Raw genomic sequence first — 19,156 nt, 5'->3', positions numbered from 1 at the left:
ATCGACGGCAACGACAGCGGTGTGGCCAACGTGGACACCGGCGACGGCTGCACCATCAACGATCTGATCGACGAACACGCCGACTACCCCGGTCACGCCGCATTCGTCCGGCACGTCGAGGCGGTCACCGCCGCGCTCGTGACCGGCGGCACGCTCGACCGGCGGCAGCAGGGCGCCATCGTCCGGGCCGCGGCCCGATCGGACGTCGGCGCATGAGTCCTCGAACCTCACCGACAGGGAGTACCACGATGCCCGGACGTACCGTCGCCAAGCTGGCCACCGTGAGCGCCGTCATCGCGGCCTCGGTGCTGGCCGTGGCGCCCACCGCACACGCCGACCTGGTCACCCACTGCATCGGCACCGGCGGCGCGGTGACAGTGCCCAACGACCTGCTCGTGCCCGCCGGAGAGTCCTGCGCGCTGACCGGCACCACGATCACCGGCAACGTCACCGTCGCGGCCGGCGGCAACCTGGTGGTGACCGGCGGCCGGATCAGCGGTGAGGTGCGCGTCGCCGCCGACGGGTACCTCGACGCGACCGAGACGACAGTCGACGGCCAACTGGTGCTCGCGGCCGGTGGGTACGGGATCTTCCTGAAGGACGCCCGCACCGGCACCGTGACCGTACGGCCGAAGGGCGCCACCACCATCGACAGTTTCCTCTTCGCCGAGGCGTCGACGGTCGCCGGGCACGTCAACGTCGGTGCCGGTGAGGTCCGGCTCGACAACGGCACCCAGGTGCAGCGCAACCTCAGCAGCACCGGCACCTACTACACCGACCTGCACGACTCGTTCGTGGACGGCACGCTGTCGGTGCTCAACAGCGCCACCGGCAGTGTGGTGTGTGGCAGTGCGGTCCAGGGCCGGGCCACCTTCGCCGGCAACCTGGGTGGTGTGCAGCTCGGCCCGAACGGCACCCTCGACAGCTGCGCCTCCGGCGGCTACTGGGGCGGGGACGTGAGCATCACCAGCACCACCGGTGGCGTCACCGTCGACGACAACATCATCAACGGCCAGTTGGCGGTGACGTCCAACGACCCGGCCGCCCAAGTGGCCGCGAACAACCGGATCCGTGGCGGGGTGACCGGTGACCAGGCCGCGGCGACCACCAACCGGTCGGCCCGGGTGGCCGGCCCGGACCGGGAGGACGCCGGTGACCAGCGGGCCGAGGTCCGCCGTACCTCGGCGGTGCAGGAGGCCACCGAGGCGGGCGCCGCCCGGCTCTGACCGATCGACGCGGCGGTGGCCGGTCACCCCTCGGGGTGACCGGCCACCGCCGCCGTACCGGGCCGGACCGCCGCGAGTCGCGCTCGGGTGGCGCTGCGCCCGATCGACGTGGAGTTGACCAGCCAATCTGTCGCACGCAGGCGCCGACACCGGACAGCAGCAGAGGGTGGGCCGGGATGCCCATGAACTCCTCGGACACACTGCTGCTCATCTGTCCCACCACGTGCTTGACGGATCCGTCCCGCCACATGCTTGACAGCTGATCTAGCCTGGCTACTCCAGGTAATCGAGGTAGCGACGCTATGGCAGGGGAACTCATGGTCGACGTTGCAGACGAGGCTCCCTGCTGGGCCGCGATTGAGACGGCAGTGGCAACCAGGGCGAGTGATCGACATCCTTTGCACTGGGAGACGAACAACCTCCCGGGGCGAGCGCCTCGACGTCCAGCGGCTGCGCGTGCTCCCGATCGACCCGGCGCATCGACGACGCTGAGGTGCCCCTCAGGCATCGACTCCTCCCGACAACGGACAGCACTGTCGATGCTGTCACACGGGACACCAGATTGAGTACGCGCACTCATCCCGCCACTACCGCCGGCCGGAATGCTCGACGCCATGGCTCTTAGTCGCCGGATCAGCGTGGTGCCCCTGGTGCTGTGTCTGCTGCTCGGCGGGTGCGCGGAACGGCGCGACGGCGACACAATGGCGCGGTCACTCGCGGCTGCAGAGGCGAAACGCCTCGATGACGATCTCACCCGCGACCGGGTCCGGGACGCCGAGTGGCTCGCCGCGATCCACGTCCCCGAGACGGTGGAGGGCACCAACTCGACCCTCCGACGGGAACCACTCGCCTGGTCGGGAAGCACCGGCGTCAACGAGCAGGCCGTCATCGACGTACGGATCGTGGTCACGGTCGCCGAGGATTACGGGGCCACCTTCGGAGACCTGGGCAACTCCGCCGGCCAGGCCACGCGGTGCTACCGCTACCGGCTCGAACTCCAGCGCCACACGCCGTACCAGGAGATAATCTGCCCGTCGGTGGCCACTCTGCCGGTGCCCAGCGCGGGGCCGATCCCGGCGCTGCCTCCGGACGCACGCGACCGGCTCAGCGTGGCGCTGCGCACCGCCACGCCTGGCACCCTCGCTGGCGTCGTGCGGGCGGCGTTTCCCGCGAAACACATCACCGTCGACACGGTCACCCACAAGGGCGTACTCGTCGCCGCGGTGGGCGTACCCGCCGAGCGGGAATGTCTCCTCCTGATCCGGACTTCCTCCGGAGCAGTCGAATCACCCGGGTACGACCCCACCTGGCTGCAACCCGGCGAGACTGGGTGCAGGACCGGGCTGTACGTCTCGCCACCGCGGTAGAGGCCGGCCGGAGCCGCGCTGGCCGAGGTGGTGTGGGGACGCTGTGAAGCTGAATCGTCTGCGACATCGGTTCGACCTGGTGGCGGCGGCGATCCGGGGTGTCATCACCATGCTCCCGGCACTCACGCCCACCCAGACGGTCTCCCGGACCCAGGGCACCCATCGCTCCGCATGATCGACCTGCTCGGAGAGCAGGTCGGCTGGCGCGAGGTCTCCGGCGTCGGGTTGGCCTGGGGCCGAACCATCCACCGGAGACCTCGCCGATCCGCGACGACTCGGCGGCCGGTCAGCTCAGAAGTTACCGGCCGAGTTGCACTTCACGCCCTGGTCGAGGCAGTTGCGCACCCGGGCGGCGAGCGCCTCGTCCTTCCAGGCGTTGAAGAAGTCCGCGTGCATGGAGAACGACGTGCCGGACGCGAGGGTGATGCCGTCCGTGTTCGCGCTCAACGGGTACGAGATCACGAAGGACACCGACGGGACGGGCACCGGGTGGCTCTTCGGGCACGCGCCGGTGTGGTCCCCGTTGGCCATGTGCGCCTTGTGGTCGGGGCTGTCCAGGTGCCTGCCGTCCCAGCAGTCCGGGAAGGTGATCTGCCGGACGATGTTCGCGGTCTTCGCGCAGACCGGGAAGGTCTTGTCGGCGCTGCGGCCGACCTCGCCGCCGATACCGGCGCACCAGAAGTGGTTGCCCTGCTTGTCCGGGGTGTCGACCTGGTTCTTGGCGTTACCGGTGATCATTCGCAGGCCGAACGGGAAGGGCTGGGTCCTGCTCGGGTCCTTCAGGCGGGAACCGTAGTAGACGGTCACCTCCTTCGGGTCCACGACCTTTCCGTTCTGGTACATCGTCGGCACCCAGTAGGCGGACTGGTCGTCCGGCGAGTTGCAGGTGGTCGCCTTCGACGCCCGCAGCGACTCGGCGGTCGAGTTGGCGTCGGTCGACCTGTTGCCCCAGAACGTGTGGTTGTGCGAGCCACCCACCAGCTTGGGCAGCACGATCGGGTCGTCACTGTTGTGGTGGCTGGTCGTACAGCCGACGTTGAATTCGGGCACCTTGACGGGGTTGCCGGTCACCGGCTTGGGCTTGCGCGCGAAGAACGCCTTCGTCGCGGCGGCCTGCGCGGCAGCGTCGATCGTGATCCAGCCATCGGATGCGGTGGGCGGGGCGGCGCTGGTCGCCGGGGTTCCCGGCTTACCCGGGCCGGACGGGGTGGCCGAGGTGCCCGGGGCGCTCGGCGTTCCCGACGGGTCGCCCGCGGCGGTGGCCGTCGGCGCGTCCGGGCTGGACGAGCCGATGCCGGTGTCGCTGGACGGGCCGGACCCGCCGGGAGTGCCCGGCGCCTCCTTGCATCCGCCGGCGAGCGCCACGCTCACCAGCAGCAGGGCGGTGACGGAACGACGGTGTCGAGGGGTGGATCGAAGTTTTATCAACGGGGGAGCACCTTTCTTCCGAGCACGAAGAATACGAGTCGGCCCCCTGCACGTTTCCAGGTGAAACGATTAATTCTCCCTTAAATATCGCTCAGCGATTGCCCGGTCAGCTTTGCGCAGTCGCCGCGATATCGGCTCAATCTCAATTCTCTGATTTTTTCCAAAAACCGTAATCAGCGACTGTGGCGGCACTCTGCCTTTCTGCCGGGTGCCCCCGACCGCCGTCCCGCTCAGCACTTGTCGCGTGCCTTGCGCAGGAAGGTCTCCCGGGACACGACCTTCGTATCGTCATGTCCGCGCGGCGCCAGGACCTGGTCCGGGCCGATGCGCGGCAGGTCCGCGAGGGTGAAGTCCACCGAGATGGCCTTACGGCGACTTGACCCGTCGAGGCTGTACGTGACTCCGGGGCGAAGTTCGGTGAGCAACTGGACGTCCACCTCCACGCCTGGTTCAGGCCCTGGGAAGTCGACCGGCTCATCGACTTCCCAGCCCTCCGGTGGTTGACCGAACAGGGTGACTTCCACGACCTCGGTCGTGGGTTGGCCGCTGACGTCCCACTTGATCAGTGGTCGCTGGCCCGGCTCGTCCTGGTGGTCGTTTTCGAAAACGCCGAGCTGCGCGAAATCGTCGTCGCACGTCACCAGCACGCCGACCGGCCGGCCGTCCTGGACGGCGAGAGCTACCAGCGGCTCATCCGGCGGGGTGCAGGCGGTAAGGAGGAGGGGAAGTGCCAACAGAATCAGTGGACGTCGTCTTTTGCCCATGTCGGCAGCGTTCCATGTCGGCATCACGCTTCGATGCCCCGAGGATCACGAAAGGGAGATGCCACCGACGCGTCTCGCGCCGAAGGGCTCCCCCCTTCGCGGCGTGATTGCCGGAAACCGCGCAGGGCACCGCCGACGCGGAGAGAATTGCCGCCACGGAGCACACGGGAGCCGGGGGACGTTCGATGGGTTTACGAAGGCGCATGGCGCTCGTGGCGGTGACCGTCGCGGCGACACCGCTGGTCCTCGGTGGTTGCACCACCGAGCGGAAGGCCGCCGTGCGTCAGGCCGAGCGGGTGGTGCCCTCGCCCGAACTGACCCTCACGCCCGTCGACCTCTCCCGGAACGTGCCGCTCAGCGCCGAGGTGGTTCCGCTCGTCAGGGGCGGGAAGATCACCGCGGTGCGCCTCGTCGACGACACCGGCACGCTGGTCCGGGCGGAGCCACGCGAGGACGGCTCGGCCTGGGTGCCGACCGCTCCGCTGCGGCCGCGGCGCACCTACACCGCGGCCGTGACCGCCACCGCCGACTCCGGGCGGACCACCACCCGCACCACCACCTTCACCACCGCGGCCACGTCGACGAAGCCGCAGGTGACCAGCACCCTCTACTTCGCCGACAAGCAGACGTACGGCACCGCCATGCCGGTGACCATCGGCTTCGATCCGCCCATCGCCAGGGCCGCCCGCGCCGACGTGCAGCGTCGGTTGTTCGTCACCACGAAGCCGGCCCAGCCGGGCGTCTGGTCCTGGGTGGACGACGGCAGCCAGGTCTACTACCGGGCTCCCGACTTCTGGCGGCCGGGCACGACCATCAGTGTCCGGGCCGGCCTGGAGGGTCTGCCGATCGGCAGGAACCACATCGGTGACGCCGACCGCACCGCGACGTCCCGGATCGGACGGCAGGTGGCGCTCGAGGTCGACAACGCCACCAAGCAGATGCGCGTGCTACGGGACGGCAAGCTGATCCGCAGGATCCCGGTCAGCCTCGGCAAGCGCAGCACCCCCACGTCCAGCGGCAAGATGGTGATCATGGAGAAGCACCAGCGCACCACGTTCGACACGCGCGGCGAGCCGAACGGCGGCTACGTGGTGAACGTCAAGGACGCGCAACGGCTCACCTGGGGCGGCGAGTTCATCCACGGGGCACCCTGGTCGGTGTCCGATCAGGGACACCGCAACGTCTCACACGGCTGCACGAACATCTCGGCGGCCAACGCCGACTGGCTGATGGGCGTCACCCAGGTCGGCGACCTGGTCACCTTCACCGGCACCGAGGTCCGGCTCCAGCCGGGCAACGGCTGGACGGCCTGGAACACCAGTTGGGGCCAGTTCGTCAAGGGCAGCGCACTGCCCGTACCCGCGGATCTTCGACCGGCCCCGGCGTCGGCGCCGCCGGCGCGTGCGGTCGCCGGTGGCACGCCGGCGCCGGCGCCGCCCGCCTCCGGCGGCTGAACCACCGGCCGCCCGGCGGGCTCTCACCGCTTGCCCGGCGGCCCTACCCTCCGGGCCATGACGTACGAGCCGATGATGGTTTCCGACCCGAGGCCCAACCGGACGCTTCGGACGGTCCTGATCGTCGTCGGCGCCCTACTGGCTTTGTGCTGCGTGATCGGCACCTGCGTCGGCCTCTGGCTCTACCGCTCGGTCAAGGACACCGTCGAACCGGTCCGGGTGGCCGCGACGGCCTACCTCGACGACGTGCAGGCAGGCAACTACGCGGGCGCGTACCAGCGGCTGTGCGACAGGGTGCGCGACACGATGCCGCAGGCGGACTTCACCCGGATCCAGAGCGCGCAGTTGAAGGTCAGCAGTTACGAGATCACCGGCGTGAACGTCAACAACTACAACGGGCGGGTCACCGGGACCGTCCAGGTCGAGGCGGTCCAGGAGGCCACCGGTGCGGCGTTCACCCAGGGGGTGGCGCTGGTCAAGGAGGACGGCGAGTGGCGCGTCTGCCAGTGAGTCACCGCGCCGTCGCCGCCTGGAAGTCGGTATACGAGCTACGGTAAAACCTGACGTGCACGTTAGGGAGAAGGCTGTGTGGCTGGCGTCACCGGTTTGGGGGAGGGGTCCATGCGGATCGGGGAGCTCGCCGCGAAGACCGGGGTGTCGGTACGCGCCCTGCGCTACTACGAGGAGCAGGGCCTGCTGGCCGCCGCACGGAGCAGTGGCGGCCAGCGTCACTACCTCGACGACGCGATCGACCGCGTGTATCTGATCCAGATGCTGTACGCCGCCGGCCTGTCCAGCCGAACCATCCTGGACCTGCTGCCCTGCGTCGACGCGAAGGTCAACACACCGCAGTCCCGGGCCATGCTCCGCGCCGAACGCGACCGCATCGATCGGCAGATCACCCAACTCCGGCAGGCGCGCGAGCGGCTCGACGCGGTCATAGCGCTCAGCGAGAGCCCGGCCAGCGGTTGCACCCGAACGGACACCGACGCCTCGGTGGCGTAGGTCCCCGTCGCCGGCAGCGGGGCCGGGGCCGGTGATGCCGGAGCGTGTCGCGACCAGTTTGCCGATGGGTCGTTTGCGATCCCCGTCCTACAGTGTGTGCATGATCGTGCGGACCAGATGGGTCATGCCCCACCCGCCCGACGTGTTGTGGCCGGCGCTCTGCGACTCGCGCCTGGAGTTGCAGCCGCGCTGCCCGGTGTTCTACCTGGGTACGCCCCGACCCACGTCGTGCCGGCTGCCCGATGGTCCCGGTGAGGTCGGTGCCACCCGGCAGCGCGTCTCGGAACAGGGTGTGGTGCGGCAGCGGATCACGGTGTGGGAACCACCGAGCCGGCTGGCGTTCCACATGGAGTCGACGAACCTGCACTTCCACCGCTTCGTCGACCACCTCGGTGACCTGTTCGAGTTGACCGAGGTGGACGGCGGCACGCAGGTCACCCGGACCACGACGGTGACGGTCCGTGGGTACGGCCGCCTCGCGTTGGAGCCGGCGCTCTGGGTCGGGCTGAAATCGGTGCACCGCTTCGTCTTCCGCAACTGGCAGAAGATGGCACTGTCACCACCCGCCACGATCTGACCCTGCTGCGATCGGTGGCAGCTCAGCAGGGCGTCGCTCGGCGTGTCGAGCTGCTCAACTGCCAACGAGCAAGGGATGGGTCAGCTCCGGGATGCCGTAGTGCTGGTCGAGGACCTGCATGGCGGCGCCCGCGGCGATCACGTCCGCGCCGAGGCTGGACAGGGCCACCCTCGTGCTGAGCCAGTCCGCGCGTCGCGCGTCCGCCCCGACGGCCTCGGTGACCGCCGCGAGATAGGTCTGCGGGTGCCGGAGGAGGTCCGCGCCCGCCAGCACCACGTGGGCGAGGTCGAGGGTCTGGAGCAGGTTGACGACGCCTACGGCCAGCACCCGGGCGGCGTGGGCGATGTCCCCGGCCTCGGCGGCGTGGTGGTGCACGATCTCCAGGCACCCGTGCCGGCCGCAGACGCAGCGGGGCCCGGTCAGGTCGACCACCGTGTGGCCGAACTCGCCCGCGTTGGTGTGCGCCCCCGGTTGGCCGCGCCGCAGACGATCGCGGGGCTTGCCGATGCCCGGGCGCCGGACGCCGGCGGGGGGATCAGGCCACCGGCGGTCAGCCGGGCGATGACCTTGGAGACTGCCCGTGGTGTCAGGCCGGTGGCCTCGACCACGGTCGAGCGCTCGTACGTGCGAGCAGGGCCCCACCGCTATGACCAGTGCCTGGTTTTGACGTCCTCTCCGCCATGGAGGGCGAAGATTCCGGTCTGCTACGTCCCCGAAGGGACAAGCTCCCGGTGGGTTACCGTTTCCCTGCGCGGTGCCGGCACGGATGCCGGTCTTACCTGCGCTCCACGGTCGTTGAGGTCCGCCCGTCCGGCGGCCCTGATGTTCCTGGCGGCGTTGACATCCCGGTCGTGGTGACTGCCACACGGGCAGATCCACGAACGAACATTCAGCGTCATCTTGTCGGTGACCCGGCCGCAGTCCGAGCACATCCGGGTGGACGGGAAGAACCGGTCCACCCGAGCGAAGGTGCGCCCGTAGCGGGCTGCCTTGTACTCCAGCATGGCGGTGAACTGCGCCCACCCGGCGTCGTATACCGACTTTGCCAGCCGCGTGCGGCCAAGCCCGCTCACGCACAGGTCCTCGACGTACACCGCTTGGTTGTCGCGGATGATCGCCGTGGACAGCTTGTGCTGCCAGTCCCGCCGGGTGTCGGCCACCCGCGCATGGGCGCGGGCGAGCTTCACGACGGCCTTCTTACGCCGGTTGCTGCCCTTGGTCTTGCGGGACAGGTCCTGCTGCAACCGCTTGAGCTTGCGTGCCGCGCGGCGCAGGAACTTCGGCGCGGTCACCTTGGTGCCGTCGGACATGACCGCGAAGTGCGTCAGACCCAGGTCGATACCGATCTCGCAGTCCGTCTCCGGCAGCGGTGCGTCGGTGGTCTGCACGACAAACGACGCGAAGTACCGACCCGCCGCGTCCCGGATCACCGTCACCGACGTCGGCATGGCGGGCAGCGTCCGCGACCAGCGCACCTGCACGTCGCCGATCTTCGGCAGCCTGAGCCGTCCGTTGTCCAGCACCTTGAACCGGGCGTTGGCCGTGAACCGGATGGCGTGCCGGTTGTCCTTACGCGACCGGAACCGAGGCGCAGCCACCTTGCGGCCCTTACGCCTGCCGGAAACTGAGGTGAAGAAGTTGCGGTACGCGGTGTTCAGGTCCGCGAGGGCCTGCTGCAACACCACCGACGACACCTCACCCAGCCACGCACGCTCCGGGGTGAGCTTGGCCGCCGTGACCTGCCGGGACAGCTCGGCGTCCGTCACATACGCCAGGCCAGCCTCCCGCGCCTGCTGACGTACGCGCAGCCCATCATTGAACACCACCCGCGCACACCCGAACGCCCGCGCCAACGCTTCCTGCTGGCCAGACGTCGGATAGACGCGGTAGTTGTACCGAAGCTGCACCACCACAGTCTGCCATTGGTTCATGACCGATTCAGGAAACGTCGCACCGGCAGACACGGCGTTTCCGCCATGCATGCTCACTAGGTTCGTGACGAAGTACCGGCACACAGTGTTCACCGACCGGCACCTCACCCACCTGAAGGACTTCATGCGGACAATGTGCGCCGACTTCGAAACCGAGCTGGTCGAGTTCAACGGCGAGAACAGCCACATGCACCTGCTCGTCAACCCCCGCCAAGGTGGCGCTGTCTAAGCTGATCAACAGCCTCAAAGAGGTGTCCAACAGTCGGATGCACCGAGAGTTCCCCGACCGTGTCCGTCACTACTACCACGCCAACCGTCTGTGATCCGGTTCGTACTTCGCTGGAATGGTTGGCCGCGCACCGTCAACCGTGCTGCGCCAGTACATCGAGCAGCAGAACCGACCGGTCTAAGGCACACTCGGGCCATGGCGAGCCCTCCTGCGGGCTTCACCGCCGTCCTGAAGGCGGCACACTAGCCCGCATTTCGGGAGCCGCGCAGGAAGGTGACGTCGGCAGTGACGCGAGTCATCTCACCACTCTATTACGCAACGCTGTTGCTAAATTTTTTCGGTGATCGAGTTGAGTAGAGGTCGACGGTTGGCGGCGCTGGCCGCCCTGGCACTGGGCGGCGTCGCGGTCGGCCTGACCGAGTTCGTGGCGATGGGCCTGCTGCCCGACATCGCCCGTGGTCTGCTCCCGCACGAGTACGCGCAGTCATCGTCGGACGCTGTCGCCCGGGCGGGCTGGATGATCACCGCGTACGCGCTCGGCGTGGTCGTCGGCGCGCCGCTGATCGCCGCGTTGAGCGCGCGCCTGCCCCGCAAGAAGCTCGTCCTCGGGTTGCTCGTGCTGTTCGCCGTCGGCACTGTCGCATCCGCGATCGCCCCCACCTTCGACCTGGTGCTGGTGGCCCGGTTCGCGGCGGCGCTGCCGCACGGCGCGTACTTCGGTGCGGCCGGTCTGCTCGCGGCGACCCTGATGGGTCCCGGTAACGAGGCCCGTGGTTTCGCCACAGTGCTGGGCGGCCTGACAGTGAGCAACCTGGTCGGCGTACCCCTCATCACGCGGCTCGGGCAGGCCGCCGACTGGCGGGTCGCGTACCTGGTCATCGCCGGCTTCTTCGTGCTCACCCTGCTGGCGGTGCTGGCCGTTGTGCCGGAGGTCGCCGCGGCGGTCGACGGCTCGCCAGCCACCGAGTTGCGGGCGCTGCGGACCTCGCAGGTCTGGCTGGTCGCCGCCACCGGCGCGGTCGGTTTCGCCGGCTTCTTCGCGGTGAACACCTACATCGCTCCGGTCACCACCGACGTCACCGGTCTCTCCGCCGCGACCGTGCCGTGGGCGTTGGTCGCTGTGGGTCTCGGAATGACAGTCGGTAACGCCCTGGGTGGCTGGCTGGCGGACCGTGACCTCCAGCGGAGCATGGTCATCGGCTTCGTGGCGATGATCGTGAGCATCGCCGTGTTCAGCCTCGTGGCGTCGTCCCGCGTCGGCCTGTTCGTGGGCGCGTTCCTGGTCGGTGCGACAAGCCTCTATCTCGGTCCGGTCCTCCAGGCGCGCCTCATCACCGTCGCCCCGGGAGCGCAACTGATGGGCGCGGCGCTCAACCAGTCGGCCATGAACATCGCGAACAGCCTGGGCGCCGCGCTGGGCAGCGTCGCCATCGCCGCCGGCCTCGGTTACCTCGCGCCGGCCCGGGTGGGCGTCGTGCTGGCAATCGTCGGGTTGATCCTGGGACTGGTCAGCTTCGCCGTCGGTCGACGAACGCGCGAACGGGTCCCGGCCACGGTCTGACGAGCGCGCGAGCGGTCCCGGCCACGGTCTGACGAGCGCGCGAGCGGTCCCGGCCACCGTCTCGACCCCCGGGCCGCCCGCGAGACGCGGTCAGAAGTCGTCGACGCTGACCGTCACCCGGTCGGTGCTCGATCTCCAGTTCGGCACGTTGATCACCTCGTAGCCGCCTCCGCGTTGGCCCACGGTGATCCGGACCAGGCCGAGGTGTGCCGGTGTCGCCGGGATGAAGACGTCCATGCCCGTGATGAAGGTCTGGCTGAAGAACTCCGGCAACGGGCTCGTCAGGTCCGTGACGCCATCGCTGCCGTCGTCGAAGGCGAAGATGCCGATCGTCCTCTTGGCGCGCGGTGTGTTCGCCGCGTTCAGCACGTCCCTGCCGTTGATCCAGAGGTGGTCGCCGGCGTCACCCTGGTCGCCCCACCACTCCTTCTGGCGTTGGATCGTGAGCGCCGTGTGCCGGTCGCTGGTGTCGACCAGGGCGCTGAGGCCCTCGCCCGGCTCGCTGGTCGCCAGGCGCAGGAACGAATCAGAGCGGAGGAACGGCTGGACGTAGAAGTGGTGCGTCGCGGCGCCGGGGCGCACGAGGGTGAACTCGTAGCGGGCCGTGGCGAGCACCGGGAGAGGGCCGAACGAGCCATCGCCACCCAGCGACAACCGATGCGCGGGCCGGTGTGAGAGCCGGCCGCCGGTGAGTGGGCTGACCATGTAGACCTCGAGGGTCGCACCGGTGACACCGACGTTGCTCGGGAAGAGCACGGCGCGGCCGGAGACCCGGGCGGTGCCGAAGAGTTGCGGCACGATTCGCGTCGTGTCGGGCGCGTGGCCCCGGAGGAAGCCGAAGATCTCGCCGAACGACTCGGCCGACGACACGGTCTGGGTGTGCGACTGGTCCGGTAGGTGCACGTTCGTCGCGCCGACGACGGTGCGGGCCCTGTCGCCCTCGCCCCAGATCGCGAGCGTGGGAACACCACCGGGCGGGGAGGTCGCGGTGCGTCCGTCCAGGTTGACGTAGTGCGCGACCCGGGCGGCACGCTCCGGAGAACTGTTGAGGTAGCCCTGCGTGACGAAGGTGCCCAGCGAGTGCGCGAGCAGGTCCACCCGGTCCGCGCCGGTGGCCGCCAGCAGGCGGGAGATCCGTGCGTCGAGCCCCGCGAACACCTGGGGCAGGATCGCCGCGATGTTCGGGGAGTCGTACTCGTGAGCTTCGATGATGTCGATCGGGTACCCGTTGCTGGCCAGTCGTTTGGCCTGGGACTCGAACTGCGCCGCCGATCCGGCGCTGCCATGCACGAAGATCACTGGGCGGTACGTCGGTGGGGCGACGGCTTCGGCGGCGCGCGGGACGGCGACGGCGACGGCGGACAGGCTGGCCGCGAGGGCGACCCCGGCCAGCACGGAGAGCAGTCTCCGGCGAGATGTGTGCATCGATCCTCCACCTGGACGACGAAGTATTTGCACTACTAGCGCAAGTATCGTGTCAGGGTGCGGCGCGATGGTCCACACCTTCCGGTCAGCTGACCTTCGTGGCGAGCAGGTCGCCGACGGCGGCGCGGACCGGGTCCGGGTTCGACCAGCTCCAGTTGGGATGCGCGCGGTTGGTGAGCAGTGCCAGGACGAGTTTGCGGTCCGGCGCGACCAGCAGCGAGGGGCCGGCGAACCCGGTGTGGCCGAAGGTCCGGGCCGAGGCGAGCCTCCCCATGAACCAGCTCTGGTTGAGGACGACCCCGAGGCCGTGCGCCGAGGTCCGGTTGGGTCGCTCGGGGTCGATGGCGGGTTTGCCGGCGTTGTGGTTGCTGAGCATCCGCCGCACGGTCGCCGCGGCCAGGATCCGCTTGCCCTGGTAGGTGCCCTCGTCGAGGAGCAGCTGACCGATGGCCGCGAGATCGGCCGCGGAGGCGAAGATGCCGGCGTGGCCAGCGATGCCGCCGAGGTGGTTGGCGACGTCGTCGTGGACGGTGCCCCGCAGCAGGCCCCGGGACGAGCGGGCGTCGGTGGCGACCAGTCGGTTGGCCTTCGAGGTGGTGGACATCCAGCTGCTGGCGTTGAAGCCGGTGTCGCGCAGGCCGAGCGGGCTGGTGAGGTTGGTCCGGAGTGCCTGGTCCAGCCGCTGACCGGTGACCTTCTCGACGATCTTGCCGGCGACCATGAGCCCGACGCTGGAATACCGGAACGTGGTGCCCGGCACCGCGCCGGAGACCAGCGGCGTGGTGAGCACGGCGTTCCACCGGGCCGCGTTGTCGGGCAGGCCGGTGACCTTGGCGCCGACGGGGAGGCCGCTGGTGTGGGTGAGCAGCATCTCGACAGTGATCTGCTCCTTGCCCGCGCCGGTGAAGGCGGGCAGGTAGTCACGCACCGGAGCGCCGAGGTCGACCTGCCCCTTGTCGACCTGCTGCAACAGCAGGATGGCCGTGTAGACCTTGGTGACCGAGGCGAGGTCGAAGATGGAGTCCGGGCGCATCGCGACGCGCTGGCTCGCCGTCAGCAACTTCGGGCCCGCGCCGTAGCGCAGCGCCTCGCCGACCGCGGTGTGCACAGTCGTCTGGCCGTCCACCAGGACGAGGGCGACCGCACCGGGGAAACCCTTGTGCTGAAACGTCTGCGGTGTGGCTGGCAGGTGTCGCCGGAGCAGGGCGGTCACGTCCTGCGCGTAGGGAGCCTGGCCCGCTGGTGGGGTGCCGCCGCTCGGGGGGACCGGCGCGCCCGGTACGGCGGACGGTGACCTGAGGTTCCCCGCCGAACCGAACCCGACCCGGTTCCCGGCGGCGTCCGTCCCGGTCACCGCGTCGCCGGGACCGGCCGAACCGGGGCCCGACGCGCCGTTGTCGCCGCAGCCGGTGAGGGCGGAGGTCGCGGCGGCCAGGCCGGCCCCGAGCAGAGTACGACGCGCAACGGGCATGCCGGAGATCGTGACAGTAGGCTCTCGGGCGCGCCACCTCACCCGTCCGAACGTCGAACCTCTCCGGCCCATCAGTCAACACACGGTCATCTGGCAGACACAGCCGGTTGCCGTTCGGGCGGTTGTGCGACGATCGGCGGGCATTACGTCGAACGACCCGTCCACCGGTCTGCCCGCGAACGGTCGCGGACAGTGACCGTGGAGGGCACAAACCTCGTTACCCCCTTGGAGAGCACGATGTCCCTCTCCCCATCCCGGGTCTTCGCAGAGCTGAACGCGGCTCGACCCCCTGACCAGCCGTCCCCGACGATCGGAACGGCCGTCGTGGTCGGCGGCAGCGTCGCCGGTCTGCTGGCCGCCCGGGTGCTGTCCGATTACGCCGACACCGTCGTCATCATCGACCGGGACGACCCGCAGGTGACCGGCGCGCGCCCCGGCGTACCCCAGGGAACCCAGCTGCACGCGCTGCTGCCCGGCGGCCTCTTCCAGCTGGAGCGGCTGTTCCCCGGATTCCGCGACGAGGCACTGGCGCGCGGCGCGATCGAGGCGGCGCCCACGGCCCGGCGCAACTACCTCGACGGGCGTCTGAAGGTCGTCGTCCCCGACGACGCCGACAGTCTGGCGGGCAGTCGGCCGCTGCTGGAGGGCCTGATCCGTCAGCAGGTGCTGCGGCTGCCCAACGTCAAGACGATCACCGCCCGCGCCACCGGCCTCGTGTTCGACGGCACCGCGGTCAGCGGGGTCCGCTGTGAGGTCGGCGGGGTGCCCGGTGTCGAGCGGGCCGACCTCGTGGTGGACGCCATGGGGCGGTCCAGCAAACTGTCGGACTGGCTGGAGCAGGCCGACTGGGACCGGCCCGTCACCCGGCGGATGACAGTGCACCTCAACTACGCGACCGCCCTGTTCCGTCGCCCGGAGGTCACCCCGGCCTCGACGGTCGTGCTCGCACTGAACACCGCCAGGGCGGCGGTCGACGTGGCCGGGGCCGCGTTCTTCGCCATCGAGGACGGCCGGTGGATGGCCATGATGGCCGGTTACGGCAAGGACCGCCCGGGGCGCACCGCCGACGACTTCGTCCGCCGCCTGCGGGAGCAGTTCCCACCGGAGTTCGGCGAGGTCGCCGACCAGGAGATGATCGGTGACGTCCAGACCTACCACCACGCCGACAGCCGGCGACGGGACTTCCACGCGCTCAAGCGGTTACCGGCCGGCCTGATCAGCGTCGGCGACGCCGTCGCGTCGTTCAACCCGGTGTACGGGCAGGGCATGACGGCGGCGGCCCTGCACGCGGCCTGCCTGTCGACGTACCTCCGGTCCGGTCCGGATCTGCGGGCGCCCGCGCGCCACTACCTCGCGCTCCAGAAGGTGGTGGTCGACGCCGCCTGGTCGCTGTCGACCTCGGCGGACCTGGCGTTGCCGCACGTCGACGGGCCCTACCCGCGCGGCTACCGGCTCTCCAGATGGGCCAGTGGGCAGATCATCGCGGCGACCGTCACGGATGTGACGACCGCCCGGCGGTTCAACGACGTGGTCTCCATGCGCGAGCACCCGAGCTCGCTGGCCCGACCCGGCGTGCTCCTGGGCGCCCTGCGCGCCAATCGGCGCGCACGCTGAGCGGCTGACCCGGCGGCCTCGTCGCGAGGCCGCCGGGACCGCACACTAGCGGGGCAGCTTGCGGAGGATGTCGACCACGAAGCGGTGGTCGTCCAGCTGCGGCAGCCCGGAGACGCCGACCCAGCCCACCACACCGGTGCCGCGCACGCGCAGGGGCACCGCGCCCCCGGCCGCCGCGTACCGCGAGGCCCTCAGCCCGAACCGCTCGGCCAGCGTCACCTGCTTGTCCTGGCACAGCCGCGCCATGTAGAGCGAGGAGTGCTCGAAGCGCATCACCACCCGCCCCTTGCGGCGCAGCCACGCGTCGTTGTCCGCCGTCGAGCCCGGCAGGCCACAGTGGAACAGCTGCCGTCCGGCCCGCCACACCCCCACCGAGACCGGCAGCCGCTGCTCGGTCGCCGCGGCGACGGCGCGCATCCCCAGCTCGTACGCGTCGGTCTCGGACAGGCCCGCGAGCTCCAGCTCGTCCTCCTCGCGCAGCAGCTCGTCGAGCGTCGGCCACGATTCACGGTCAGCTGACATGTTTCTTCTCCTCATGGTGCGGGTCGGTCATCCGCGTCGTGCGGGGGCGGTCATCCGCCTTGTGTCGGGCGATCACCAGGCGCAGGGCGCGTAGTCCTTCAGGAAACAGCCGTACAGGTCCTCGCCCTGCTCGCCGCGGACGATCGGGTCGTACACCCGGGCCGCCCCGTCGACCAGGTCCAGGGGGGCGTGGAAGCCCTCGTCGGCCAGCCGCATCTTCGTCGGGTGCGGACGCTCGTCGGTGATCCAGCCGGTGTCGACGCTGGTCATCAGGATGCCGTCGGTCAACATCTCCTCGGCGCTGGTGCGCGTCAGCATGTTCAGCGCAGCCTTGGCCATGTTGGTGTGCGGGTGCCCCGGCCCCTTGTAACCGCGGCCGAACTGGCCCTCCATCGCCGACACGTTCACCACGTACTTGCGGCGGGCCGACGCGGCGGCCATCACCGGGCGCAATCGGCTGACCAGCACGAACGGCGCGGTGACGTTGCACAGCTGCACTTCGAGCAGCTCGACCGGGTCCACCTCCTGGACCCGCTGCACCCAGCTGTTGACCGAGTCGAGGTCGGGCACGAGCCCGCCGGCGTCGATGGCCGTGGACGCCGCGATCCGTTCCGGCGACGCCGAGCCGCTGGTGAGTGCCAGCGCGGTGAGCGCGTGCGGGGTGAGCGCCGTCGACTGTGGTCCGGCGGTCAGGCTGCCCACCGGGCCACCCTGCCCGTCCGGCTTGGCGAACGTGATCAGCTCCGGTAGCGGGCCGTCCGGCAGGGCCGCGGCCTCCGCGGCGATGAGCTGCGCGTACGCCCCTGGGGAGCGGCGGACGGTCTGCGCCGCGTTGTTGATCAGGATGTCGAGCGGGCCCTGGCTGCTGACGTCGTCGGCGAGGGCGATCACCTGGGCGGGGTCGCGCAGGTCGATCCCGACGATACGCAGCCGGTGCAGCCAGTCCGCGCTGTCGGGCATCGCGGCGAACCTGCGGACCGCGTCGTGCGGGAACCGCGTCGTCACGGTCGTGTGCGCGCCGTCGCGCAGCAGCCGCAGCGCGATGTACATGCCGATCTTGGCCCGGCCCCCGGTCAGCAGCGCACGTCGACCGGTCAGGTCGGTACGGGCGTCGCGGCGCTCCCGGTTGAGCGCGGCGCAGGACGGGCAGAGCTGGTGGTAGAAGGCGTCCACCTCGCGGTAGCGCTGCTTGCAGACGTAGCAACCGCGGGGGTTGTGCAGGAAGCCCGCCGTCTCGCCAGCGACTGACGACGCGAGCGGAATGCCCTGCGTCTCGTCGTCGATCCGCCCCGGAGCGCCGGTGGCGGTGGCCTCCGTCACGGCCCGGTCGGCGGCGAGGATGGCGTCCCGCCGCTCCTCCCGCCGCCGCTGCTTGATCACCTTGTAGAGCCGGGCGGTGGCCCGCTGCACCCGCACCACGTCGGGGTGGTCGGAGGGCAGCGCCTCCAACGCCTCGAAGACGCTGAGGCAGGCCTCCAGCCGGCTTCGGTCAATACCCTCTTGACCGTTTTCGGTAATGTTGTCCACCGTCATGCGTCGTTGTCTCGTCCCGTATCCCGTGCCGGCTCCAGCCGGCCCGCCCCAAGTCCGACCCGAAACGGTACGCGCCCCACGGGCTCCGACGCACCTTGCGGCCTGCCCGGGGTGGCGCGTCTCGCGGCGCTGTCAGTCCGCGTCGGCCTGGCCGAGACGCCAGTAGCCCATGAAGGCCACCGCCCGCCGGTCCAGACCCCGCTCGGCGACCAGGTGCCGGCGCAGGTGACGGATGACGCCGGCCTCCCCGGCCAGCCACGCGTAGAGCGGCGCCGAGGCCACCACCTCGGGCACCTCCCAGAGGATCTCGGTGTCCACGTCCACGTCCGGCACGGGCTGGGCGGCGGTCGACGCGCCGGGGGCCAGCAGCTCCCCGGCCGCGGCGACGACGGCGGGCACCAGTCGGCTGCCGTGACCGTCGGTGCCCCGGGCCAGCCAGCGAACCCCGACGCCGGGGGGCGTCACCAGCGGCAACACGTCGGCGGCGTCGGGCACCTCCAACACGACGATGCCCCGGGCGTCGAGGGGTAGCCGCTCACAGATGCCGCTGATCGCCGGCACGGCGGTCTCGTCCCCGGCCAGCAGCAGAGGGGCGCCCGTGGACTGTCGAAACTCGACCCCGCCGTGGTTGCCGTCGAAGCCGGCGTCCGGCCCGACCAGGGCGATCTCGTCGCCGACGCCGGCCCGCCGAGCCCAGCGCGTCGCCGGACCACTGTCGCCGTGCAGCACCAGGTCGACGTCGACCTCGGCCAGGTGCGGTCGGACCGCCCGCACGGTGTAGGTACGGATCGGGTTGCGCTGGTGCTCCGGCAGGGTGCGCCACGTCGCGTACCAGTCCGCGCCGTCCGGCAGGGTCGCCGCGCGCTGACCGGGCAGCGGCAGCGCCAGTTTGATCCGCTGGTCGTAACCGTTGTCGGCGAAGCGGTCCAGGTCCGCCCCGGTGAAGGTCACCCGGGTGAAGGACGGGCTGAGTCGGCGTACCGCGCGGACGGTGACGGCGAACACGCGCCACGGGGCGATGGGCAGGGTCTCGGTCATGGTGCCTCTCT

General features: G+C 70.2%; 20 protein-coding genes. 11 read left to right on the top strand and 9 right to left on the bottom strand.

Going from position 1 to position 19,156, the window contains the following annotated elements; genetic code table 11:
- The first annotated feature begins 30 nt into the window (after positions 1-30).
- The 4 genes from OH804_RS14955 to OH804_RS14940 all read left to right on the top strand — a co-directional run bounded on the left by OH804_RS14955 (position 31) and on the right by OH804_RS14940 (position 2,768).
- Positions 31-216 (top strand): hypothetical protein, encoded by a 186-nt coding sequence (locus OH804_RS14955; RefSeq protein WP_406065839.1) that lies wholly within the window; start codon positions 31-33, stop codon positions 214-216.
- Between the two features lie 32 nt (positions 217-248).
- Positions 249-1,226 (top strand): hypothetical protein, encoded by a 978-nt coding sequence (locus OH804_RS14950; protein ID WP_196922541.1) that lies wholly within the window; start codon positions 249-251, stop codon positions 1,224-1,226.
- A gap of 614 nt (positions 1,227-1,840) precedes the next feature.
- Positions 1,841-2,593 (top strand): hypothetical protein, encoded by a 753-nt coding sequence (locus tag OH804_RS14945; protein ID WP_406065837.1) that lies wholly within the window; start codon positions 1,841-1,843, stop codon positions 2,591-2,593.
- 43 nt (positions 2,594-2,636) lie between these two features.
- Entirely contained in the window at positions 2,637-2,768 is a 132-nt protein-coding gene (locus tag OH804_RS14940; protein ID WP_269215329.1) for a hypothetical protein, read from the top strand.
- A 116-nt stretch (positions 2,769-2,884) separates the two neighbouring features.
- Here OH804_RS14940 and OH804_RS14935 read toward each other — a convergent pair whose 3' ends face one another.
- Both OH804_RS14935 and OH804_RS14930 read right to left on the bottom strand, forming a co-directional pair.
- On the bottom strand, positions 2,885-4,021 hold the full coding sequence (locus OH804_RS14935; RefSeq protein ID WP_406065835.1) for a DUF1996 domain-containing protein: 1,137 nt from the start codon (positions 4,019-4,021) through the stop codon (positions 2,885-2,887).
- Between the two features lie 230 nt (positions 4,022-4,251).
- Positions 4,252-4,809 carry a hypothetical protein gene (locus OH804_RS14930; RefSeq protein WP_406065833.1) on the bottom strand — a complete coding sequence of 186 codons (558 nt, stop codon included), beginning with the start codon at positions 4,807-4,809 and terminating at the stop codon, positions 4,252-4,254.
- 179 nt (positions 4,810-4,988) lie between these two features.
- On the opposite strand from OH804_RS14930, the gene OH804_RS14925 reads away from it, so the two are divergent.
- From OH804_RS14925 to OH804_RS14910, 4 genes are all read left to right on the top strand, one after another.
- Complete coding sequence (locus OH804_RS14925; RefSeq protein WP_406065831.1) at positions 4,989-6,239, top strand: L,D-transpeptidase; 1,251 nt, start codon at positions 4,989-4,991, stop codon at positions 6,237-6,239.
- 57 nt (positions 6,240-6,296) lie between these two features.
- On the top strand, positions 6,297-6,749 hold the full coding sequence (locus tag OH804_RS14920) for a hypothetical protein (RefSeq protein WP_406065829.1): 453 nt from the start codon (positions 6,297-6,299) through the stop codon (positions 6,747-6,749).
- A 111-nt stretch (positions 6,750-6,860) separates the two neighbouring features.
- Positions 6,861-7,244, top strand: coding sequence for a MerR family transcriptional regulator (locus tag OH804_RS14915; protein ID WP_406065827.1), 384 nt, complete (start codon positions 6,861-6,863; stop codon positions 7,242-7,244).
- A gap of 100 nt (positions 7,245-7,344) precedes the next feature.
- Positions 7,345-7,821, top strand: coding sequence for an SRPBCC family protein (locus OH804_RS14910; RefSeq protein ID WP_406065825.1), 477 nt, complete (start codon positions 7,345-7,347; stop codon positions 7,819-7,821).
- A gap of 54 nt (positions 7,822-7,875) precedes the next feature.
- On the opposite strand, the gene OH804_RS14905 is transcribed toward OH804_RS14910, so the two are convergent.
- Both OH804_RS14905 and OH804_RS14900 read right to left on the bottom strand, forming a co-directional pair.
- On the bottom strand, positions 7,876-8,463 hold the full coding sequence (locus OH804_RS14905) for an ROK family protein (RefSeq protein WP_406065823.1): 588 nt from the start codon (positions 8,461-8,463) through the stop codon (positions 7,876-7,878).
- Positions 8,464-8,525: 62 nt separating this feature from the next.
- Positions 8,526-9,752, bottom strand: a complete 1,227-nt coding sequence (locus OH804_RS14900) for an RNA-guided endonuclease InsQ/TnpB family protein (protein WP_406065821.1) — start codon at positions 9,750-9,752, stop codon at positions 8,526-8,528.
- A 49-nt stretch (positions 9,753-9,801) separates the two neighbouring features.
- On the opposite strand from OH804_RS14900, the gene OH804_RS14895 reads away from it, so the two are divergent.
- The gene (locus tag OH804_RS14895; RefSeq protein ID WP_406065819.1) at positions 9,802-9,981 is read left to right on the top strand and encodes a transposase; all 180 of its coding nucleotides are present in this window, start codon (positions 9,802-9,804) and stop codon (positions 9,979-9,981) included.
- A 340-nt stretch (positions 9,982-10,321) separates the two neighbouring features.
- Entirely contained in the window at positions 10,322-11,542 is a 1,221-nt protein-coding gene (locus OH804_RS14890) for an MFS transporter (protein WP_196922548.1), read from the top strand.
- Between the two features lie 90 nt (positions 11,543-11,632).
- Here the strand turns inward: OH804_RS14890 and OH804_RS14885 are convergent, their stop codons facing one another.
- Positions 11,633-12,967 carry an alpha/beta hydrolase gene (locus OH804_RS14885; protein ID WP_406065816.1) on the bottom strand — a complete coding sequence of 445 codons (1,335 nt, stop codon included), beginning with the start codon at positions 12,965-12,967 and terminating at the stop codon, positions 11,633-11,635.
- An 85-nt stretch (positions 12,968-13,052) separates the two neighbouring features.
- Complete coding sequence (locus OH804_RS14880) at positions 13,053-14,438, bottom strand: serine hydrolase (protein WP_406065814.1); 1,386 nt, start codon at positions 14,436-14,438, stop codon at positions 13,053-13,055.
- A gap of 237 nt (positions 14,439-14,675) precedes the next feature.
- Here OH804_RS14880 and OH804_RS14875 point away from each other — a divergent pair, with 237 nt between their 5' ends.
- Entirely contained in the window at positions 14,676-16,052 is a 1,377-nt protein-coding gene (locus tag OH804_RS14875) for an FAD-dependent oxidoreductase (RefSeq protein WP_406065812.1), read from the top strand.
- A gap of 45 nt (positions 16,053-16,097) precedes the next feature.
- Here OH804_RS14875 and OH804_RS14870 read toward each other — a convergent pair whose 3' ends face one another.
- From OH804_RS14870 to OH804_RS14860, 3 genes are all read right to left on the bottom strand, one after another.
- Complete coding sequence (locus OH804_RS14870) at positions 16,098-16,574, bottom strand: heme-degrading domain-containing protein (RefSeq protein ID WP_406065810.1); 477 nt, start codon at positions 16,572-16,574, stop codon at positions 16,098-16,100.
- A gap of 72 nt (positions 16,575-16,646) precedes the next feature.
- Positions 16,647-18,107, bottom strand: a complete 1,461-nt coding sequence (locus OH804_RS14865) for an SDR family oxidoreductase (RefSeq protein ID WP_196922553.1) — start codon at positions 18,105-18,107, stop codon at positions 16,647-16,649.
- Positions 18,108-18,239: 132 nt separating this feature from the next.
- Positions 18,240-19,145: a siderophore-interacting protein gene (locus OH804_RS14860; protein ID WP_406065808.1), complete on the bottom strand. Its 906-nt coding sequence runs from the start codon at positions 19,143-19,145 to the stop codon at positions 18,240-18,242.
- Between the last annotated feature and the right edge of the window lie 11 nt (positions 19,146-19,156).

Source organism: Micromonospora sp. NBC_00860, from assembly GCF_045207375.1.
In the GTDB taxonomy this organism is placed as follows: domain Bacteria; phylum Actinomycetota; class Actinomycetes; order Mycobacteriales; family Micromonosporaceae; genus Micromonospora; species Micromonospora vinacea.
The sequence above is the reverse complement of the archived record's forward strand: the minus strand, read 5'-3'. Positions and strand labels throughout refer to the sequence as shown.